The sequence below is a fragment of the Mesorhizobium sp. ORS 3428 genome (assembly GCF_001854785.1).
Classification (GTDB): domain Bacteria; phylum Pseudomonadota; class Alphaproteobacteria; order Rhizobiales; family Rhizobiaceae; genus Mesorhizobium.
The window spans coordinates 49,465-69,828 of record NZ_MDFL01000014.1 but is presented as its reverse complement, the minus strand read 5'-3'; the positions used below and the strand labels follow the sequence as shown (position 1 = coordinate 69,828).

Annotated in this window: 16 protein-coding genes; 9 read left to right on the top strand and 7 right to left on the bottom strand. The window is 64.6% G+C overall.

The window, feature by feature from the left end; all coding sequences use genetic code 11:
- Positions 1–46 precede the first annotated feature (46 nt).
- The 3 genes from ORS3428_RS04250 to ORS3428_RS04240 all read left to right on the top strand — a co-directional run bounded on the left by ORS3428_RS04250 (position 47) and on the right by ORS3428_RS04240 (position 2,490).
- On the top strand, positions 47–820 hold the full coding sequence (locus tag ORS3428_RS04250) for an amino acid ABC transporter substrate-binding protein (protein WP_071094890.1): 774 nt from the start codon (positions 47–49) through the stop codon (positions 818–820).
- A gap of 225 nt (positions 821–1,045) precedes the next feature.
- Positions 1,046–1,726, top strand: a complete 681-nt coding sequence (locus ORS3428_RS04245) for an ABC transporter permease subunit (RefSeq protein ID WP_071094888.1) — start codon at positions 1,046–1,048, stop codon at positions 1,724–1,726.
- Positions 1,723–2,490, top strand: a complete 768-nt coding sequence (locus tag ORS3428_RS04240) for an amino acid ABC transporter ATP-binding protein (protein ID WP_071094886.1) — start codon at positions 1,723–1,725, stop codon at positions 2,488–2,490. The genes ORS3428_RS04245 and ORS3428_RS04240 overlap by 4 nt, the downstream gene beginning before the upstream one ends.
- A gap of 169 nt (positions 2,491–2,659) precedes the next feature.
- On the opposite strand, the gene ORS3428_RS04235 is transcribed toward ORS3428_RS04240, so the two are convergent.
- The 6 genes from ORS3428_RS04235 to ORS3428_RS04210 form a co-directional block, all read right to left on the bottom strand.
- On the bottom strand, positions 2,660–3,241 hold the full coding sequence (locus ORS3428_RS04235; protein WP_071094883.1) for a CarD family transcriptional regulator: 582 nt from the start codon (positions 3,239–3,241) through the stop codon (positions 2,660–2,662).
- 372 nt (positions 3,242–3,613) lie between these two features.
- Entirely contained in the window at positions 3,614–3,952 is a 339-nt protein-coding gene (gene fdxA / locus ORS3428_RS04230; RefSeq protein WP_071094881.1) for a ferredoxin FdxA, read from the bottom strand.
- Between the two features lie 136 nt (positions 3,953–4,088).
- Positions 4,089–4,481 (bottom strand): RNA-binding S4 domain-containing protein, encoded by a 393-nt coding sequence (locus ORS3428_RS04225; RefSeq protein ID WP_071094879.1) that lies wholly within the window; start codon positions 4,479–4,481, stop codon positions 4,089–4,091.
- A 14-nt stretch (positions 4,482–4,495) separates the two neighbouring features.
- A complete protein-coding gene (locus ORS3428_RS04220) occupies positions 4,496–7,858 on the bottom strand; it encodes a helicase-related protein (RefSeq protein ID WP_071094877.1) in 3,363 nt (1,120 codons plus the stop codon).
- 713 nt (positions 7,859–8,571) lie between these two features.
- Positions 8,572–9,297: an acetoacetyl-CoA reductase gene (gene phbB, locus ORS3428_RS04215; RefSeq protein WP_071094875.1), complete on the bottom strand. Its 726-nt coding sequence runs from the start codon at positions 9,295–9,297 to the stop codon at positions 8,572–8,574.
- A gap of 114 nt (positions 9,298–9,411) precedes the next feature.
- Positions 9,412–10,599: an acetyl-CoA C-acetyltransferase gene (locus tag ORS3428_RS04210; RefSeq protein WP_071094873.1), complete on the bottom strand. Its 1,188-nt coding sequence runs from the start codon at positions 10,597–10,599 to the stop codon at positions 9,412–9,414.
- A 306-nt stretch (positions 10,600–10,905) separates the two neighbouring features.
- On the opposite strand from ORS3428_RS04210, the gene phaR reads away from it, so the two are divergent.
- A complete protein-coding gene (phaR, locus tag ORS3428_RS04205; protein ID WP_071094870.1) occupies positions 10,906–11,505 on the top strand; it encodes a polyhydroxyalkanoate synthesis repressor PhaR in 600 nt (199 codons plus the stop codon).
- Between the two features lie 42 nt (positions 11,506–11,547).
- On the opposite strand, the gene ORS3428_RS04200 is transcribed toward phaR, so the two are convergent.
- Complete coding sequence (locus ORS3428_RS04200) at positions 11,548–12,693, bottom strand: citrate synthase (RefSeq protein WP_071095124.1); 1,146 nt, start codon at positions 12,691–12,693, stop codon at positions 11,548–11,550.
- 91 nt (positions 12,694–12,784) lie between these two features.
- Between ORS3428_RS04200 and ORS3428_RS04195 the strand changes: the two genes are divergently transcribed.
- The 5 genes from ORS3428_RS04195 (at position 12,785) to ORS3428_RS04175 (ending at position 20,309) form a co-directional block, all read left to right on the top strand.
- On the top strand, positions 12,785–13,870 hold the full coding sequence (locus ORS3428_RS04195; RefSeq protein ID WP_071094868.1) for a citrate synthase/methylcitrate synthase: 1,086 nt from the start codon (positions 12,785–12,787) through the stop codon (positions 13,868–13,870).
- Positions 13,871–14,072: 202 nt separating this feature from the next.
- A complete protein-coding gene (locus ORS3428_RS04190) occupies positions 14,073–15,203 on the top strand; it encodes a patatin-like phospholipase family protein (RefSeq protein WP_071095123.1) in 1,131 nt (376 codons plus the stop codon).
- A 421-nt stretch (positions 15,204–15,624) separates the two neighbouring features.
- Positions 15,625–16,797 (top strand): efflux RND transporter periplasmic adaptor subunit, encoded by a 1,173-nt coding sequence (locus tag ORS3428_RS04185; protein WP_108722970.1) that lies wholly within the window; start codon positions 15,625–15,627, stop codon positions 16,795–16,797.
- Between the two features lie 77 nt (positions 16,798–16,874).
- Positions 16,875–20,054 carry an efflux RND transporter permease subunit gene (locus ORS3428_RS04180; RefSeq protein ID WP_071094866.1) on the top strand — a complete coding sequence of 1,060 codons (3,180 nt, stop codon included), beginning with the start codon at positions 16,875–16,877 and terminating at the stop codon, positions 20,052–20,054.
- A 96-nt stretch (positions 20,055–20,150) separates the two neighbouring features.
- Complete coding sequence (locus ORS3428_RS04175) at positions 20,151–20,309, top strand: DUF3309 family protein (RefSeq protein WP_071094864.1); 159 nt, start codon at positions 20,151–20,153, stop codon at positions 20,307–20,309.
- The last annotated feature ends 55 nt before the right edge of the window (positions 20,310–20,364 follow it).

Sequence of the window (20,364 nt, the reverse complement as noted above, 5' to 3'; positions counted from 1 at the left end):
CTCTCACAATGCGCCGGGGCACCGGTCAAAACGGGATCACAGAAAAATGAAATGGCTCAAATCGCTCCTCGTCGCCGGAACGCTGCAGGTTCTGGCGGTCACCGCCGGCCATGCCGGCGCCAATCTCGACCAGATCAAGCAGGCCGGCGTCCTGAAGGTCGGCACGGAAGGTACCTACGCGCCCTTCACCTATCATGACGCATCCGGAGCGCTGGTCGGCTTCGATGTCGAGATCGCCAAGGCGATCGCTGAGAAGCTCGGCGTCAAGGCCCAGTTCCTCGAAGGCAAGTGGGACGGCCTGATCGCCGGTCTCGACGCAAACCGCTACGACACGGTCATCAACGAAGTCGGCATCACCGATGCCCGCAAGGCCAAATACGCTTTCTCCGATCCTTACATCGCGTCCAAGGCGGTGCTGATCGTTCGCGGCGACAACAACGACATCAAGACCTTCACCGATCTCAAGGGCAAGAAGGCCGCGCAGTCGCTGACTTCCAATTTCGGCAAGCTCGCCGAGAAGAACGGCGCCGAGCTCGTCGGCACCGACGGCTTCGACCAGTCGATCCAGCTGCTTCTGACCGGCCGCGCCGACRCCACCATCAACGACAGCCTCTCCTTCCTCGATTTCAAGAAGCACAAGCCCGACGCCAATGTGAAGATCGCCGCGCAGGAAGAGAACGCCGACTATTCCGGCGTCATCGTGCGCAAGGGCGATCCGGAACTGGTCGCCGCGATCAACAAGGCGCTGGCAGACATCAAGGCCGACGGCACCTACAAGAAGATCGCCGACACCTATTTCGGCCAGGACGTTTCGCAGTAAGCCAGATCGTCCTTCCTTTGAATCCCGGCGGGTCGTCTTTGACGGCCCGCCGGCTTTTGCGTGATAGTCATTCGACAATCCTAAAGCGCGTCGCGACGAAACGAATTCCCGCGGCGCGCTTTAGGTCTTTGTTTTGATGCGTGTCGTTCTGCCAAAACCGCTGCGCACCTTTGGGCGACATGCATTAGGCAAGATGCCGTCGCATCCGGAAAGGAGAAGGGCTCCGTGCCGCACTGGTTGCAACTGATGCTGGAGTCGCTGCCGACATTGTTGTGGGCGGCACTGATCTTCACCGTGCCGCTGACCCTGCTGTCCTTCGCCCTCGGGCTCATCGCCGGGCTGATCACGGCGCTGCTCAGGCTGTTCGGCCCGAAGCCGCTGGTCGCGCTCGTGCGCTTCTATGTCTGGATTTTCCGCGGCACCCCGCTCCTGGTCCAGCTGTTCCTGATCTTCTACGGCCTGCCGTCCGCCGGCATCCTGCTCGATGCCTTCCCTGCCGCGCTGATCGGCTTCACGCTCAATATCGGCGCCTACTCTTCGGAGATCATTCGCGCCGTCATCGGCTCGGTGCCGAAGGGGCAGTGGGAGGCCTCCTATTCGATCGGCATGACCTGGAGCCAAGCGATGCGGCGCACGATTCTCCCGCAAGCAGGGCGTGTCGCGGTGCCGCCGCTTTCCAACACCTTCATCTCGCTGGTCAAGGACACCTCGCTCGCGGCGGCGATAACGGTGCCGGAGATGTTCCAGGCCGCGCAGCGCATCGTCGCCACCACCTATGAGCCGCTGATCCTCTATGTCGAGGCGGCTGCGCTCTACCTGGTGATGAGCTCGGTGCTGTCGGCGCTGCAGGCCCGGCTGGAAGTGCGGCTCAACCGTTATGGCGGTTTCCTGGAGGCCAGYGCATGATCGGCCTCACCAACATCGAGAAGCGCTTCGGCGACAACCTTGTCCTGAAGGGGGTCACYGTCAGCATCGACGAAGGCAGCGTGACGGCGCTGGTCGGCCCTTCGGGTGGCGGGAAAAGCACCCTGCTGCGCTGCATCAACCTGCTGGAGATTCCGACCTCCGGCGCCTTGCRCATCGGCGACGAGACATTGGAATTCCACRCCGGCGGCAAGGTGCCGGCAAGGGATGTCCAGCGCGTGCGCCTGCAGACGGGCATGGTGTTCCAGAACTTCCAGCTCTTTCCGCATCGCACGGCGATCGAGAATGTCATGGAAGGGCTGGTGACGGTGCTGAAATGGCCGCAGCCGCGGGCACGCGAGCGGGCAATGGCGCTGCTCGAAAAGGTCGGCATGGCGCACAAGGCCGATGCCTGGCCGGCAACGCTGTCCGGCGGCCARCAGCAGCGCGTGGCGATTGCCCGGGCACTGGCGCCGTCGCCGCGCGTGCTGCTTTGCGACGAGCCGACCTCGGCGCTCGATCCGGAACTGGCGCAGGAGGTGGTCGATGTGTTGGGACAGCTTGCCCGCGAGGGCACGACCATGGTCATGGCCACGCATGATCTGAGGCTCGCCTCCAAGATCGCGCAGGAGGTGGTGTTCCTCGATGCCGGCGCGATCGTCGAGGAGGGGCCGGCCTCGGTCTTGTTCGACAAGCCTGAGCGCGAGCGGACAAAGCGCTTCATCGCTTCGCTCAGGCAGGAGGCGCGGAAGGAAGCCGGGGCTTAAGCCCTCTACCTCCCGCTTGTCGGGAGATCGGACCGAAGATCCCGGTGGGTGTGCGCCGCACCCCCAACCCGCTGCCTCGCAGCGACCCTGCCCACAAGGGGGAGGGTAAAGTCCCAAGAAAAACCCGGCACGAGGCCGGGTTTTTCTTTGTTATCGGTAAGCGAGAAGCTCAGGCAGCTTCTTCCTGCTCGGCTTCCTCGTTGTCGGCCTTGGCGCCGCGCTTCGGGCCCTTGTTGAGGTTGACCTCGATGAGGCGCACCGCCTCGGTCTCCGACATGCGGTTGACGGCGGCGATCTCGCGGGCCATGCGATCGAGCGYGGCTTCGTAGAGCTGGCGCTCGGAATAGGACTGCTCCGGCTGGTTGTCGGCGCGGTAGAGGTCGCGCACCACTTCCGAGATCGAGATCAGGTCGCCGGAATTGATCTTGGCATCATATTCCTGCGCACGGCGCGACCACATGGTGCGCTTGATGCGGGCGCGRCCCTGCACGACCTTCAGCGCGCGATCGACATAGTCCTCTTCCGACAGCTTGCGCATGCCGATCGAGGTCGCCTTGGCCACCGGCACCTTGAGCCGCATCTTGTCCTTCTGGAAATCGATGACAAACAGTTCCAGCTTGTGACCCGCAACCTCCTGCTCGTCGATCGCCACGATCTGGCCGACGCCGTGCGYCGGATAAACGATGAACTCGCCGGTCTTGAACCCGTGACGGGCTGCGGTGGACTTCTTCTGCTGGGTGATCGTTGCCATTACGCCCTGAACTCCTTAGTTGTGTCACCGGCTCATGCCGGCCCAAACCCATGCGATCGGTGTAGCCGACCGTCAGCCGCRCAACAGGATGAACCCACCGGATAGGCCGAGACCGGCACACCGCACGAATGCGACAGCCTGCCCCAGATCGCTCTGGTCCGGATTGAGAAGCTCACCTTTCAGTGATTTGGGGCGTTTGGCGCCATAAATCGACGTTGTGTCACCGGCATGTTTGGCTCATATAACACAAAAAGTCGGAAGAATCAAGGTTTTGCTGCGTTCGCTAAGGCCGAGCGCCGCCTCTGCCTGTCAAGACAGCAATTGTATCGGCCCTGTTACGCAGCGTCATGCCGGCGCCGCCGGCCTCACACGTCAGTCGCCTTCGCCAGGCTCCGGYGAAAAATATTTCTCGAACTTGCCGGTCTCACCGTCGAAGTTCTTGGCGTCCGCCGGCGGCTCTTTCTTGGCTGTGATATTGGGCCATTTCTCGGCATATTCGGAATTGACCTGCAACCATTTGTCGAGGCCGGGCTCGGTGTCGGGCTTGATCGCATCGGCCGGGCACTCGGGTTCGCAGACGCCGCAGTCGATGCACTCATCCGGGTGGATGACCAGCATGTTCTCGCCTTCGTAGAAACAGTCGACCGGACAGACCTCGATACAGTCCATGTATTTGCATTTTATGCAATTGTCGGTCACGACGTAGGTCATTGCAGGCTCCGGGACGTCCCGTTTTTGCTGGGCTTTTAAGCGTGAGGTAACGCCTTTGTCCGCCGCTGGCAAGGGCAGGGCTTGCTGCCTGTGCCGGCGTCGCGGAATGGAATTCCAACAGCTTGCCGCAACAGGGTCAGGTTGTATCCTCGCCGAGCAGCCGGTCCGTTTGCCGGCGCTCCCGCTTGGTCGGGCGGCCGCTGCCGCTCTCGCGCAAAGCCGGGATGGCGTCGGGAACGGACTCGCCCTTTGGCGTCGGGGGCGGCGACATGTCCTCATAAAGCTGCCGCGCCTCTTCGGCAGGACCGCGCCGGGTTCCGCAGTCCAGGACCTTCCAGACCAGGATGCGCCGATCGAGAGTGATGGTCAGCACATCGCCAGGCTTGACCAGATCCGAGGCCTGCGCTGCTTTGTCGCGATTGATGCGGACGCGAYCGGCAACGACGAGCTTCGCCGCCAGCGACCGCGATTTCACCGCCCGTGAGAAGAACAGCCATTTGTCGATGCGCTGGCGGCCTTCTCCAACCATTCCAACCTGCCGGGCTACTTCTTCAGCTGGTCGCGCAGGGCGGCGAGCTTGGCAAAGGGCGAATCCGGGTCGAAGCGCTGCGGGCGCTCCTCGCGCGGCTTGCTCTGGAAGACCGGCTTGCCGGCGGAAGCATTTCCCTTGCCGTCCGGCTTGTTGGCCTTCCAGTCAGGCCGCCCCTCGCGGCGGTCGAAATGCTCGCCCTGCGGCCGGCCTTCGCGCCGTTCGCCGGCCTCCGGTCTCGGCTTGAACTTGCTGCGATCGAAGCGCGGCTTGCCGGCGCCGTCGCGCTGGTCGCGGCGGCCTTCTTGAGCCGGCCGATCGCCGGCCGGGCCGCCTGCCTGGCCCTCGCGCGCGGCCTGGCCATTGCGCGCACGATTGTCGCGGCGGTTGTCGTGGCGATGGCGCGGGCGCTGATGATCGAAGCGCGCCTGCCGCCACAGGAGGATAGGCTTTGGTTCCTCGGATTCGGCGGAGGCTTCGAGGCCATTACCTTCCCCCTCGTGGGCAGGGTCGGCGCGCAGCGCAGGGGGAGCGCCGGTGCTGTCAGCACTGCCTGCATCGTCGGCGCCGTCACCCCCACCCGCGCCACTTCGCGCCGCGACCTCCCCCATCGAGGGTGAGGTGGGCGCCTCGGCGCTTTCGGCGGATTCTTCAACTGCTCCTGCTGGTTCTTCCACGGCAACCGGTTCTTCTGCTGCAACAGGCTCTATAGCCGCACCAGTACCCGGTTCGGCAGCAATTTCGGTGGAAGTCGGCGCGTCCGTATCGAGAGCTTCGGCGACCGGCTCGGCAGCAGCATCGCCGGCCGTTGCTGCGGCCGCCTGCGCGGCGCGCGCAGCCTCTTCCGCCGCGAGCTTTGCAGCGGCGGCCTCGCGGGCGGCGTTGTCCAGTGCCTCGAGCTTGGCCTTCACCTCGGCGGCCGGCTTCGGCTCGGCGCGGTAGCCAAGGCCCTTCAGGATTTCTTCCATGTCGTCGGCGGTGGCGCCGAGGATCGACATCATCGGCGGCGTCACCATGAAGGCATGGCCGTCATAGGCGCCGTCCGGCCGCTGGCCGAGCCSGGGCTTCCAGTTGGTCGCCGGGCGGATGAGGTCGGCCAGCCGCTCAAGGATGTCGACGCGCACGGCGCGGCGGCCGAGATTGCGGTAGCCGGCGAGCTTGTAGAAGGTCTTGTCGAAGGCCGTATCGATGACCACCGAGGTGCGGCCCGAGGCCAGCGCGTGGACGACGTCGCCGAAGCCCGGCTTGTCCTTGCCGTCGTTCCTCAGCGCCCAGAGCAGCGTCACCAGCCCGGCTGGCGCCGGCTTGATCAGTGCCGGCACGAAGACGTGGTAGGCGCCGAAGCGGACACCCAGGCGGCGCAGCGCCGCGCGGCCTTCCTGGTCGAGCGACTTCATTTCCTCGGCGATGTCGCGGCGGTTGATCAGGCCGAAATGCTCTACGAGCTGGAAGGCGATGCCGCGAGCGATGCCGGTAAGCTGCTCGGCATTCTTCAGATCGACCAGCGGCTTCAGCAGCGTTTCGATCTGGAAGTTGACGAAACGCTCGGCGCGCGCCGCCACCTTGTCGCGGGCAGGGCCGGTGAGCTGCTCATCGGCAAGCAGCACAAGGCGCGGCTTCAGCGGCTCGTCGCCGGCAACAAGCGTGCCGATCGGTGCGCCGATCCAGCGCAGAGTGCCGTCCGAACCCAGGGCAAGATCGCCGTTGGCGCAGGCAGCAAAGCGCTCGGCACGCGCCTCGAACTCGGCAGCGAGCGCCTTCTGGGCGGCGGTGCGCACCGCCTTGGCGTCCTCGCCGCCGGCGCTCTGGTCGGCGGTGAAGCGGAACCCCTGCAGCTCGCCGACGTGATGGCCTTCGACGAGGACGGTTCCGGTTGGGCTGATTTCGGCTTCAGGCATGGTATTTTCTCTAAGGCGCCGCATGAGGACGGAAGTCCTGCGGTCTACGAAGCGTTTCGTCAACCGCTCATGCAGCGCATCCGACAATCTGTCTTCGATTTCGCGCGTCTTTTCCTGCCAGTGTGCCTGATCGGCCAGCCAGCCCGGTCGGTTGGAGACGAAGGTCCACGTGCGAATCTGGGCGATCYGGTGCGACAGCGTGTCGATGTCGCCATCCGTCGTGTCGGCCCGCCGCACCTGCTCGGCCATGTAATTCTCGTCGACATGGCCACGCCGCGCAAGGTCCATGTAGATGGAGGCGATGAGGTCGGCATGCTGGGCGGGCGCGATCTTGCGGTAGTCCGRCAGCGCGCAGGCTTCCCAGAGCAGCGCGACGCGTTCCACGCCCGAGGCAAGCGCGCGGATATCCTGGTCGCGCGACAGATGCTCCAGCGCCTGGGCGTCCACCGCCGGTAGCGCGCGCGTCAATCCTTCCACCGGCGCGTTGGTCTCGATCGAGCGCTTCAGCGCATCGAGGCTGGTGAAATCGAAATCAGCGGTGCGCCACTGCAGAACCTTCACCGGATCGAAGTCGTGCCCCTCGATCTTCTGGACTAGATCCTCGTCGAACGGATCGACCTGGCCGGTGACGCCGAAAGTGCCGTCACGCAGGTGCCGTCCGGCGCGGCCGGCGATCTGGCCGAGCTCGGCCGCTGTCAGGTTGCGGTACTGGTAGCCGTCGAACTTGCGGTTCTGGGCAAAGGCGACATGGTCGAGGTCGAGATTGAGCCCCATCCCGATGGCGTCGGTGGCGACGAGATAGTCGACGTCGCCCGACTGGAACAGCGCCACCTGGGCGTTGCGGGTGCGGGGGGAGAGCGCGCCGAGCACGACGGCCGCGCCGCCCTGCTGGCGGCGGATCAGCTCGGCGATGGCGTAGACCTCGTCGGCCGAGAAGGCGACGATGGCCGTGCGCCGCGGCAGGCGGGTGAGCTTCTTCGAGCCGGCATAGGCAAGGTGCGACAGCCGCGGCCGCGTCACCACCGAAACGCCCTTCAGCAGGCGCTGCAGGATGCCCTGCATGGTGGCGGCGCCGAGAAGCAGAGTTTCCTGGCGGCCGCGCAGGTGCAGGACACGATCGGTGAAGATGTGGCCGCGCTCGAGGTCACCGGCAAGCTGCACCTCGTCGATGGCGACGAAGGCCGCATCGGTCTCGCGCGGCATCGCCTCCACGGTGCAGACGGAATATTTCGCGCCGGCGGGAACGATCTTCTCCTCGCCGGTGACCAGCGCCACCTTGTGGGCGCCGACCTTCTCGCAGACGCGGCCGTAGGCCTCGCGGGCGAGCAGCCTCAGCGGCAGGCCGATGACGCCCGTCTCATGCGCCACCATGCGCTCGATTGCCAGATGGGTCTTGCCGGTGTTGGTCGGCCCAAGCACGGCCGTCACGTCGCGGCCCGTAAGGATCAGCGGCTGGGTGTGTTTCGGCTGAATGTTCATCGGCTCGGAAGTTTAAGTCTTTCTGCCGCTTGTTGTCGGGAACACGGCGACGCCGCCGCGTGTGACAGGGCGACACATAGGGATTTAAAGCGCGAAGCGAAAGCAGAATGTTCCCCAGGAAGCCGGCAATTTCCGGTCGGCGTCGATCAAATCTGCTGTGGATTAACCGTTGGAACGAGTCTGGAACGAATCGGCGACGAATCACTGACTCGTCCTGATTCAGGGTTTGTTCACGGCTATATGTGGATTTTTTGATGGCGAATCTCACCACATGCTGAATCTGTGGACTGGCCCGTTTCATGCTTGGCCAAGGCAAGCACGGGAGCGCTGTTAACCTTTGCCGATGAACGACCGGGGCCGGCGCGAGCTCAGACACCAACATTATGAAATGGTTGATCTTTCCTAACCGCCGTTAATCATTTCGGCGCCATTTTCGGCTCTCCGTGTTAACCTTCCGACCAAAGCCGGAACGAATCGGCGACGAATCAGCGATCCGCCAATTTTCCCGTTTTGTTCACCCATAGATATGGTGTTGTCCACAGCTTGCGCACCGACAATTCACAGGTTGCGAGCGAGGTTTTGCACAGGGCGCGGCGCGCCCGTTAACCTTTCTGTGCCGAATTGAGGCATAAGTCGCGCAGCCGCGCCGCGAGCGCAGACAATGGCGGGCGGTCCGGCCGTGYCGAACCGCCCGCCATTGGCAGTCAAAGGCTTCAGGCGAAATACTGGCCGCCATTGGCGGCGATCGTCGAGCCGGTGATGAAGCCGGCATCGTCCGATGCCAGGAAGACGACGCAGCGCGCGATTTCTTCCGGCTCGCCGAGGCGGCCTACCGGAATCTGCGGGATGATGCGCTCGTTGAGCACTTTCTCGTCGACCGCCTTGACCATGTCGGTGGCGATGTAGCCGGGGCAGACGACGTTGACGGTGATGCCCGCGCGCGCGCCTTCTTGTGCCAGCGCCTTCGAGAAGCCGATATCGCCTGCCTTCGAGGCCGAATAATTGACCTGGCCGGCCTGGCCCTTCTGGCCGTTGATCGAGGAGATGGTGATGATGCGGCCGAACTTGCGGTCGCGCATGCCGCCCCACAGCGGATGCGTCATGTTGAAGACGCCGGAGAGGTTGGTGTCGACGACCTCTTGCCACTGCTCGCGGGTCATCTTGTGGAACATGGCGTCGCGGGTGATGCCGGCATTGTTGACCAGCACTGAAACCGGGCCGAGATCAGCCTCGACCTGCCTGATGCCGGCGACGCAGGCGTCGTAGTCGGCGACCGACCATTTGTAGACGGGGATGYCGGTCTCGGCCTTGAACTTTGCCGCCGCCTCGTCATTGCCGGCATAGTTCGCGGCAACCGAATAACCGGCGCTCTTCAGGGCGACCGATATCGCCGCACCGATGCCGCGCGATCCGCCCGTGACGATTGCTACCTTGCTCATGCGTATTCCTCCCTTTGGTCGGAGGAGCGAATAGGGAGTAGCGAATAGCGAGTAGGGATTTGATGTCCCGCCGCGCGAACGCCTTTCCCTATTCGCTCCCTATTCGCTATTCGCTCAGTTCAGCGCTTCGACACACATGGCGACGCCCATGCCGCCGCCGATGCACAGCGTCGCCAGACCCTTCCTGGCGCCGCGGCGGCGCATCTYGTAGACCAGCGTGTTGAAGACGCGGGCGCCGGAAGCGCCGATCGGATGGCCGATGGCGATGGCGCCGCCATTGACGTTGACGATCGAAGGATCCCAGCCCATGCCCTTGTTGACGGCGCAGGCCTGCGCGGCGAAGGCCTCATTGGCCTCCACGAGGTCGAGGTCGTTGACCGACCAGCCGGCCTTTTCCAGCGCCCTCTTCGAGGCCGGGATCGGTCCGGTTCCCATGATCGTGGGGTCGACACCGGCCGTCGCCCAGGAAGCGATGCGGACCAGCGGGGTGATGCCGCGCCGCACGGCCTCGGCCTCGGTCATCAGCAGCGCGCCGGCGGCGCCGTCATTGATGCCCGAAGCATTGCCGGCGGTGACCRTGCCTTCTTTGTCGAAGGCCGGCTTCAGCTTGGTCATGGCATCCAGCGTCGCGCTGTGGCGGATATATTCGTCCTGGTCGACGATGGTGTCGCCCTTCTTGCCCGAAATGGTGACGGCGACAATCTCGTCCTTGAACTTGCCGGCCTTCTGCGCCGCTTCGGCCTTGTTCTGCGAGGCCAGYGCGAACTGGTCCTGGTCGTCGCGAGTGATCTGGAACTGGCGGGCGACGTTCTCGGCGGTGTTGCCCATATGGTAGCCGTTGAAGGCATCCCACAGGCCATCCTTGATCATGGTGTCGATCATTTTGTAGTCGCCCATCTTGACGCCGGCGCGCAGGTGCTGGGCGTGCGGCGAAAGCGACATCGATTCCTGGCCGCCGGCCACAATCACCTTGGCGTCGCCGGTGGCGATCTGCTGCATGCCGAGCGCAATGGCCCTGAGGCCGGAGCCGCAGACCTGGTTGAGGCCCCAGGCGGTGGTCTCCTTGGGCAGGCCGGCCTTGATGGAGGCCTGGCGAGCGGGGTTCTGGCCCTGGGCGGCGGTCAGTACCTGGCCGAGGATGACCTCGTCGACTTCCGCCGGATCGACCTTGGTCCGCGCGAGCAATTCCTTGATGACCACGGCGCCGAGCTCATGCGCGGGCGTGGCGGCGAAACTGCCGTTGAAGGAGCCGACCGCCGTGCGGGCGGCGCTGGCGACGACAATTGAATTGGAAGCGGACATTTTCTTCTCCAGGCTTCAGGGTGTCGTGTTTCAGGCGAGCATTGAAGACTTTTCTTGCCCGTTAGGGAACCCGAGTCAAACCGGAAATAGGCATGGCCRCCATGCAGAGAAAGCAGAGCGCGGGCGGATCGCCACGGCATCGAGTTTCGCCGCGCAGCATGAATTGCTCCGGGGGTAATGCATTAAATGATGCCGCAGTGCACAAAGCACTTGGAATTGTGATGCTTTTGCGCATATCCTCGATAAATGGCGCAATCGTTACCGGCTGCTTACAGTGGACGCGCCGGTATCCTGGGGAGGATACGGATGGCCRCAAAAGACGACCCGATCGTCATCAAGAAATATGCCAATCGCCGGCTCTACAACACCGGCACCAGCACCTATGTGACGCTCGAGGATCTGGCCGACATGGTCAAGAAGGGCGAGGAGTTCACCGTCCAGGACGCCAAGACCGGCGACGACATCACGCATCCGGTGCTCACCCAGATCATTTTCGAGTTGGAGAACAAGGACGGGCAGAACATGCTGCCGATCCCGTTCCTGCGCCAGCTCATCGCCTTCTACGGCGACCAGATGCAGATGATCGTGCCGAGCTTCCTCGAACAGTCGATGATCGCCTTCTCCAAGGAACAGGAGYGCTTCCGCGAGCAGATGAAGGGCGCCTTCGGCAAGACGCCCATGGACATGATGAAGACGCCGATGAAGGCGCTGGAAGAGCAGACGCGCCGGAATGTCGAGATGTTCCAGAACGCCATGCGCATGTTCACGCCGTTCCCTTCCGCCAACAGCAATTCCTCTACCCCGGCCGAGCCGCAGAAGAAGGAAGCATCGGACAAGGCCGACGACCTGCAGGAGCTGAAGGCGCAGATTGCCGCGATGCAGCGCAAGCTCGACACGATGTCGTGAAGGATGGGCCTTTCGGCTGATCCCCAACGGTTAGACCTTAGATCATTCCGGCCGTAGTGGTCCGTCATAACGCGCGCGCGGCCTGATCGGCCTGTTGCTGGTCACCTGCTCGATGGCGTGCGCCGTCCAGCCGACGCTGCGTCCGAGGGCGAACAGGCGGAACGGCGCGTCGGCGGRCAGCCGCAGCCTCCGCGTCAGCGCGGCCAGCGCGAAATCGACATTCGGATGCAGGCCAGTCGCGACGAGAACGGCGTCGCGCAGACGCAACAGCGCGTCATCAATCTCGAAATCCGGCAGCAGGGCTTCCGCGCGCGGATCGCCCTCGGCGTAGAGCTGGTGGCCAAAGCCGGGCAGCGGCCGATCGTGAGCCAGCCAGCGCGCGATCGCGTCGTTCGCCCCCAGCCGCTCGGCGTCCTCGACAAGGGCGATTGCGGCGGCGCTTGCGCCGCCATGGCGGGGACCTGTAAGGGTGGCGAGCCCTGCCAGCAGGCAGGCCGCGACCGGCGCTCCGGTGGATGCAGCGACGCGCGCGGCGAAAGTCGAGGCGTTGAGCTCATGATCGGCGAGCAGCACCAGCGCCTTGCGGATGAGATCGGCGCTGGCGGCGCCGACCGACCAGCCGCGCGCCAGCCTTTCATGGACCGGCTCCGCTCCCGGGCTTGCGCCGAGGGATGTTGCTAGGACGCTGGTGGCGCTGGCGCCGTCCTGCTGCAGCATGGCCGCCCTGCGGCCGAGTGAAGGCCAGCCCGAAGCCGCAAGGGCCGAGAGTCTCGAAAAGGCCGTTGGCGTGCCGGCCTCCCTGACAGCCGACCCGGTCAGCGACGCGAAGGAGACTGGGGCGTCCGACGCCCAAAGCAGGCCTGCTGTCTCCTCCAGCGTCGCCGTCGCCGCAAGCGCTACCGCGTCCTTGCCGCGGTAGACGAGCCGGCCATGCAGGACCGTCGATATCGCGGTGGTGATAGCCGGTTCGCCCCAGGCGATGGCGCTTTCCGCGATCGCCTGCGGGCTTCGTCCGCGCGCCCTGCGGGTGGCGAGCCCGGCAATGTCGTCGGCGCGGTACTGGCTGCGGCGCGGGTCGGCCTCGTCCGGCCGCATGCCGATGCGGCCGCGACTGACATAGGCGTAAAGCGTCTGCGGTCGGACGTTGAGCCGCGCCAGCGCTTCCTCCCGTGTCAGCCATTCGGACATGGCATCTCGCTCATATTGATTTGATTGATCAAGATTGATGCATTGATTGCGCAGCATTAATTGCAATGCACAAAAGATCAAGGAGACAGTCATGGCAAACGGGCTCGACGATGTTGTCGCGGCAGACACGGTTCTTTCCGATGTCGACGGCGCCGGCGGACATCTCACCATCCGAGGCCATTCGCTGGCGGAGCTGGCCGGCCATTGGCGCTACGGCCAGGTGGTCCGCCTGCTGTTCGACGGCTTCTTCGACGCGGTGCCCGGCGATAGCGAACTGGAGAAGGCGATCGGCAGCGCGCGCGTCGAGGTTTTCGAACGGCTGCAGCCGGTGCTTGYCCAACTCGCGCCGCTCGATCTCTACAGCGCCATGCGCGCCGGCATGGCGCTGCTTCCGGACGGCGACGGGCTCGCCGATGCGCTCAGGCTGATCGCGGCGCCGGCGGTGTTGACGCCGGCCCTGCTCAGGCTTGCCCGCGGCGAGAAGCCTCTTCGTCCGGACGGTCGCACCGACCATGCCGCCGATATGCTGCGAATGCTCGGCGGCGCTGCATCGCCGGCGCTCGCCAAGGTGCTTGACACCTATCTGGTGACGGTCTGCGACCATGGGCTGAACGCCTCGACCTTTRCCACGCGCGTGGTGGCGTCGACGCAGGCGGGCTTGACCTCGGCGATCCTGGCTGGGCTCGGCGCCCTCAAGGGACCGCTGCATGGCGGCGCGCCGGGACCGGTGATCGAGATGCTCGACRCCATCGAAGCCAGCGGCGACGCCGCCGGCTGGCTGCGCGGCGAGATCGCGCGCGGCGAGCGCATCATGGGCTTCGGCCATCGCATCTACCGCGTGCGCGATCCGCGCGCCGACGTGCTGAAGGCCGTGGTGCGCCGGCTCGGCAGCCGCAATGAAACCGGCAGCCGGCTGGCTTTCGCCGAAACGGTGGAGCAGACGGCGCTCGAGGTGCTGCGCCTCGCCAAGCCGCAGCGCTCGCTCCAAACCAATGTCGAGTTCTACACGGCATTGCTGCTCGAAGCCGCCGGCTTCCCGAAAGAGGCGTTCTCCAACGTCTTTGCCGCCGGCCGCGTCGCCGGCTGGATCGCCCATGCGCGCGAGCAGCGGGCGACCGGTCGCCTGATCCGGCCACAGTCGCATTATGTCGGGCCGGTTCCCGATCTCGTCGCCTGACGCTTCGAGCAAGCCTGGTGCAGCCTCTCCGCTCGCGGCGAGCGGAGAGGCTCTTTTCATGACCGAAATTTCAACGGATCACACGACCGTGTTCGTGTTCTTGCCTTGGTCAACCCCTATATGCTGCACTGCAACATGAATTGGCGGCAGGGTGCTCCACGCAATGCCGGGCAAACTGACGCGCCAGGAAAACAGGAACGCCATGGCGAAGAACGGCAAGGCGGAGGACAGGAAGAAGATCAACATCGCGCTCCAGGGCGGYGGCTCGCACGGCGCCTTCTCCTGGGGCGTGCTCGACCGGCTGCTCGAGGATGGGCGGCTGGAGATCGCGGCCGTGTCCGGCACCAGCGCCGGCGCCATGAACGCGGTGGCGCTGGCCGACGGTTTGGTGCGCGGCGGTGTCGAGGGCGCGCGCAAGAAGCTCGACGATTTCTGGCGCGCCGTCGCCTCGAAGGRCCGCTTCAGCCCGGTGCAGCGCATGCCGTGGGATGTCGTGTGGGGCAATTGGTCGATCGAGAACACGCCCGGCTATTTCTTCTTCGACACCATGTCGCGGGTCTTCTCGCCCTACGTCGCCAACCCGCTCGGCCTCAATCCGCTGCGCGACGTGGTCGAGAAGGAGATCGATTTCTGCAATGTGCGCGCCTGCAAGTCGATGGAGCTGTTTATCTCGGCGACCAATGTCGAGACCGGACAACTGCGCGTCTTTTCCGATGGCGAGATCGATGCCGACACGGTGATGGCGTCGGCCTGCCTGCCGCAGCTGTTCCGCGCCGTGGAGATCAAGGGCGTGCCCTACTGGGACGGCGGCTATGGCGGCAATCCGGCGCTCTATCCGTTCTTCAAGGCGAGCGCCACCGAGGACGTGCTTCTGGTGCAGATCAACCCGGTGGTGCGCGAAGGCACGCCGAAGACGGCCAACGAGATCCAGAACCGCATAGACGAGATCACCTTCAATGCCGGGCTCCTGCGCGAATTCCGCTCGATCGCCTTCGTCAAGGAGCTGATCGCGGCCGGCCGCCTGCCGCATGGCGAATATCGCGACATCCGCATGCACCGGATCGATGCCGACGAGGCCTTCAAGGACCTCTCGGCCTCGTCCAAGGTCAATGCCGAGTGGGCCTTCCTCGCCTATCTGCGCGACCTTGGCCGAAGTGYCGCCAGCGACTGGCTGGAGGAAAATTACGACGCCGTGGGCAAGCGGGCGACGCTCGACCTGTCCGGCGAACTCGACGACGGCTTCAAGCCGATGCGCGGGCCAGCGCCGGGCCGGCGGGTCAAGGAATTCCTTGCCGCGTACATGAAGCCGGAGTCGGCTCGGCGCAAGGCCTAGATTGCTCCCAACACCTGCACGTTTCAGTTCGCGCTGAAGTTAACTTGATCACCTGACAGTATTTATTTTTCGGTGTGAGCGCGTCCCAGCACTGTCTCATCCCACCAAAACAGTGATTGCGCAAAAAAATCCGCATCATGCTGACGCCTGCTGCCACTGACCGCTCGAGCCGGCGGAAAACTGGGCCGGACTGGGCAAAGCCGGGCAGTGGGGAGTCTAAAAGACCGAAAAAGGCCGGTTCATCCACGCCGGCGGCGCAATAATGCTGCAATTTTTCTCACTATATTGCGCCGCAACTTTGCGGTAGAAGCGCGCTTCCGCCGATCACGGCAAATTGAACATGGCTTTGCGCGCACCCATATCGGCCGCGCGCCCGGTAGTCGAAGCGCCGACCCGCCAAGCCTGCAACGGAAAAATGACGATGCCGAAAATCAGGTTTCACAAGCTTGCAGCCATTGCTGTGCTCATCGGATTCGCTGCCTGGATGGCAACGGGCGAGTTCTCGTCCGTGGGCAGTGCCGCCGACCATCAGAAGGCAGGTGACGCAGGCAAGGCCGCGCAATCGGAGGCCGACAAGCCAAAGACGGCAGCGGYCGAGCCGAAGACGGCGCCGCGCACCGTCGCGGTGGTGATGCCGCCGCGCAAGACCTATGCCCGCGCCATCCGCATTTCCGGGCAGACCGAAGCCGACAAGCGCGCGGTGCTTGCAACGCGCGTCTCCGGCGTCATCGACAAGCTGCCGGTCAAGCAAGGCCARCACGTCAAGACGGGCGACCTGGTGCTGATGCTTGCCGCCGAAGAGAAGATCTCGAATGTCGACAATGCCAGGCAACTCCTGGCGCAGCGCAAGGCCGAACTCGATGCCTCCGAGCGCCTGGCCAAGACCGGCAACCTTCCCAAGCTGCAGCTCGACACCGCCCGCTCGAACCTGACGGCGGCGCAGTCGATGCTGGAGACGGCGCAGGCCGAACTCGATCGCAACCAAGTGAAGGCGCCGTTCGACGGCGTCATCGACCGCGTGCCGGTCGAACTCGGCAGCTCGGTCATGYAGGGCGGCGAGGTGGCGACGATCCTTGCGCTCGACCCGGTGATCGCGCGCGGCGAGATCAGCGAGCGCGACCTGCGCTACATCAAGATCGGCGACGAGGCCAATGTGCGCCTGGTCAACGACCAGAAGGTCACTGGCAAGGTKCGCTACATCAGCCGCGACGCCTCATCGCAGACCCGCACTTTCCGTGTCGAGGTGGYGATCCCCAATGCCGATGGCTCCATCCCCGCCGGCATGACGGCCGAGATCACCCTCAGCGCCGAGCCGACCGATGCTGTGATGCTGCCGCGCTCGGTGGTGACRCTGGGCGACAAGGGCGATCTCGGCATCCGCGCAGTCGGCAAGGACAACAAGGTGGCGTTCTTCCCGATCGACCTCGTCGACGACACACCGAAGGGCCTGGTGCTCGGCGGCATCCCGCAGGACGCACGCATCATCGTCGCCGGCCAGGAACTGGTGAAGGAGGGCGATCTGGTGAAGCCCGTCGAGGCCGACCAGGCGACCATCAATAAGCTGATCAGCGAAGCCGCCGCCGGCACGCAGTAGCGCGACGCCCGGCGCCGGGAGCCGACCGGCGCCGCCGGCCCATGCCGCGGCTTCCCGAGAAACATCAGGCATAAGTCATGGACATCATCAGACTCGCCATCCGCAACGCCCGCCTCACCATATCGGCGCTTATGTTCCTGCTCGTCGCGGGCTGGGTCGCCTATCAGTCGACGCCCAAGGAAGCGGAGCCCGACGTTCCGATTCCGATGATGTATGTCAGCCTGGTCTACCAGGGCATCTCGCCGGAGGATTCGGAGCGGCTTTTGCTGCGGCCGATGGAAACCAAGCTGAAGAGCCTTAAGGGGCTCAAGGAAATGCGTTCCGCCGCCTTTCAGGGTGGCGGCTACGTGCTGGTCGAATTCCAGCCRCAGACCAATCTGGCGACTGCGCTGCAGGATACGCGCAGCAAGGTGCAGGACGCCAAGGCCGACCTGCCGCAGGCGGCCGAGGAGCCGACCGTCACCGAGGTCAACGTTTCCGAATTCCCGGTCATGGTCGTGACCCTTTCCGGCGATGTGCCTGAGCGCGTGCTGACGTCGGYGGCACGCGAATTACGCGACCGCATCGAGGAAGTGCCGGGCGTGCTCGAAGGCTCGCTGCAGGGCGCGCGCGACGATCTCGTCGAGGTGGTCGTCGATCCRGTAAAGCTTTCCTCCTACGGGCTGCAGCTCGACCAGGTGATGCAGGGCGTCGGCGCCTCCAACAGCCTTGTCGCCGCCGGCAATCTCGAAGGCTCGGAAGGCAAATACGCGGTCAAGGTGCCGTCGCTGATCGAGACGCCGGAGGATGTCGCCAACCTGCCGGTCGTCRCCACGCCCAATGCCGTGGTGCAGGCCAAGGACATTGCCACCGTACGCTCGACCTTCAAGGACGCCGAAACGGTAAMCCGCCTCGACGGCAAGCCGGCCATCGCCATCGAGGTGAAGAAGCGCATCGGCGCCAACCTGATCGACATGCTGACCCAGGTCCGCGCCGTCTCCGACGCCTTCATCAAGACGATGCCGGAAGGCATGCATGTCACCTACACGCAAGACAAGTCGGTCTTCGTCAACCAGTTGCTGGGCGACCTGCAGAACCATGTGATGATCGCGGTGATCCTGGTGTTCATCGTCATCCTCTATGCGCTGTCGGGCCGCGCCTCGCTGCTCATCGGTCTTGCCATTCCATCGTCATTCCTGATCGGCATCCTGCTGCTCGCGATGATGGGCTACACGATCAACATGATCGTGCTGTTCAGCCTCATCCTGGCGGTCGGCATGCTGGTGGACGATGCCATCATCGTCACCGAATTCGCGGAACGCCGCATGAGCGAAGGCATGCCGAAGGCGGACGCCTTCGCGCTCGCCGCCAGGCGCATGGCCGGCCCGGTCATCGCCGCGACGATGACGCGCATCGCCGCCTTCTCGCCGCTGCTCTTCTGGCCCGGCATCATCGGCGACTTCATGAAGTACATGCCGATCACGCTGATCGTGACGCTGTCGGCCTCGATGCTCTATGCGCTGGTCTTCGCGCCGACACTGGGCGCCATGTTCGCCAAGGCGCCGGCGCATCACGAGGAGGAGCACCGCGACGGCTGGTACATGGCCGTGGTCAAGCAGGCGGTGCGCTTCCCGGTTACCGTCATCCTGCTCACCGTCGGCCTGCTGGTCGGCGTCGGCTTCGCCTATTCGAAATACGGCGCCGGGGTCGAGTTCTTCCCCAATGTCGAGCCGGATTACGGCCTGCTCTATGTGCATACCCGCGGCAATCTCTCGCTGGCCGAAATGGACGCCGCCACCAAGACGGCGGAAAGCCGCCTGCTCGGCTGGCCSGGCGTGAAGTCGGTCTATACGCGCGTCGGCAAGACGCAGGGCGGCGGGCAGGACATTCCGGAAGACGTGGTCGGCGTGATCCAGTACGAATTCGTCGACTGGCGCGAGCGCAAGTCCGCCAACCAGATTCTCAACGACCTGCGCGGCGTCATGGCCGGCATTCCCGGCGTCGATGTCGAGGTGCGCGTGCCGGAGGCCGGCCCGCCGACCGGCAAGCCGATCCAGATCAGGTTGTCGGCCGCGGATCCTGCCGGGCTCGACAACAAGGCGCGCGCGGTGGCGGCGCGGATCGCCAAGATCCCCAATGTCATCGACATTTCGGACGGCCTGCYGCCGCCCGGCGTCGACTGGGCGCTCGAGGTCGACCGTGCCAAGGCCGCGCAATATGGCATCARCCCGACCTCGGTCGGAACCGTGGTGCAGCTGGTGACGAACGGCTTGAAGCTCAGCGAATACCGGCCGGCCGGCACCGACAAGGCGGTCGATATTCGGCTGCGTCTGCCGGAGGACCGGCGTACGCTGTCGACGCTCGACGAACTTCGGGTGCAGACCTCGCAAGGGGCGGTGCCGATCTCGAACTTCGTCATCCGCAAGGCAAAACCAAGCGTCGGCATCCTCAACCGCATCGACGGCGCGCGCACCGTGGTCGTGCAGGCCAATGTCAGCGCCGGCGCGCAGGTGGCGGCGGTGCAGCAGGAAGTCACCAAGGCCGTCGCCGACATGAATCTCGGCAGTGGCATCCGCTGGAAGCTTGCCGGCTCCAACGAGGACAGCGCGGAGGCGAGCGCCTTCCTCAGCAAGGCCTTCGGCGCGGCGATCTTCCTGATCTTCCTGGTGCTGCTTGCGCAGTTCAACAAGTTCACCAGCGTTTGGCTTGTCTTGTCCTGCGTGGTCATGGCGACCATCGGCGTGTTCCTGGGGCTGCTCCTGACAGGTCAGGCCTTCGGCATCGTCATGTCGGGCATCGGCGTCATCGCGCTCGCCGGYGTGGTGGTGAACAACAACATCGTTCTCATCGACACCTATGATCGATTGCGCGAGGAGGGCTGGGACAAGATTGACGCGGTGCTGCAGACCTGCCGCGAGCGCGCCCRGCCTGTGGTGCTGACGGCGGTTTCGGCGGTCCTCGGCGTGCTGCCGATCGCCTTCGGCCTCGGCCTCGAAATCTTCCATCACGAGACAACGATCAACGCGCCGTCGACGCAATGGTGGATTTCGCTTTCCTCGGCGATCGTCTTCGGCCTGTCCTTCGCCACGATTCTGACGTTGGTGGTCACGCCGTCGATGCTGATGGTGTTCACACGCGCCAAGGTTAAGCCCGGCGCGCGGCGCAGCTGGTTCAGCCGCCTGTTCCGCCGCGGCAAGGGCAAGGTGTCGACCGATGAACCGGCCGCGGAGGAGGCCGGCCCCGAGYCGGCAGTCGCCTTCCCGAAAGCCGCGGAATAGCGCGATTTCAAAGCCCTGAGCCAGGAAGCCGCCCGGGAACAACCGGGCGGCTTTTTGCATTGTCCTTTTGAATTCAACCATACGGCGAGGGCTACCATGACGATCAGCACACTTCTCATCATCATCCTGATTTTGATCCTGATCGGCGCCGTGCCGGCGTGGCCATATTCGCGCGCCTGGGGCTACGGGCCGTCGGGAATCGTCGGCGTTCTTTTGATCGTTCTGCTGATCCTGTTGCTGATGGGTCGGATTTGATCGATTTACGGCCGGGCCTCCGAAGCCCGGGCATTTCGTTTGCCGGATGTTCTTT

What these genes read in the sequence shown, in the direction of transcription:
- ORS3428_RS04175 (WP_071094864.1), top strand. Translation starts at nt 20,151, where the DNA reads ATGACGATCAGCACACTTCTCATCATCATCCTGATTTTGATCCTGATC.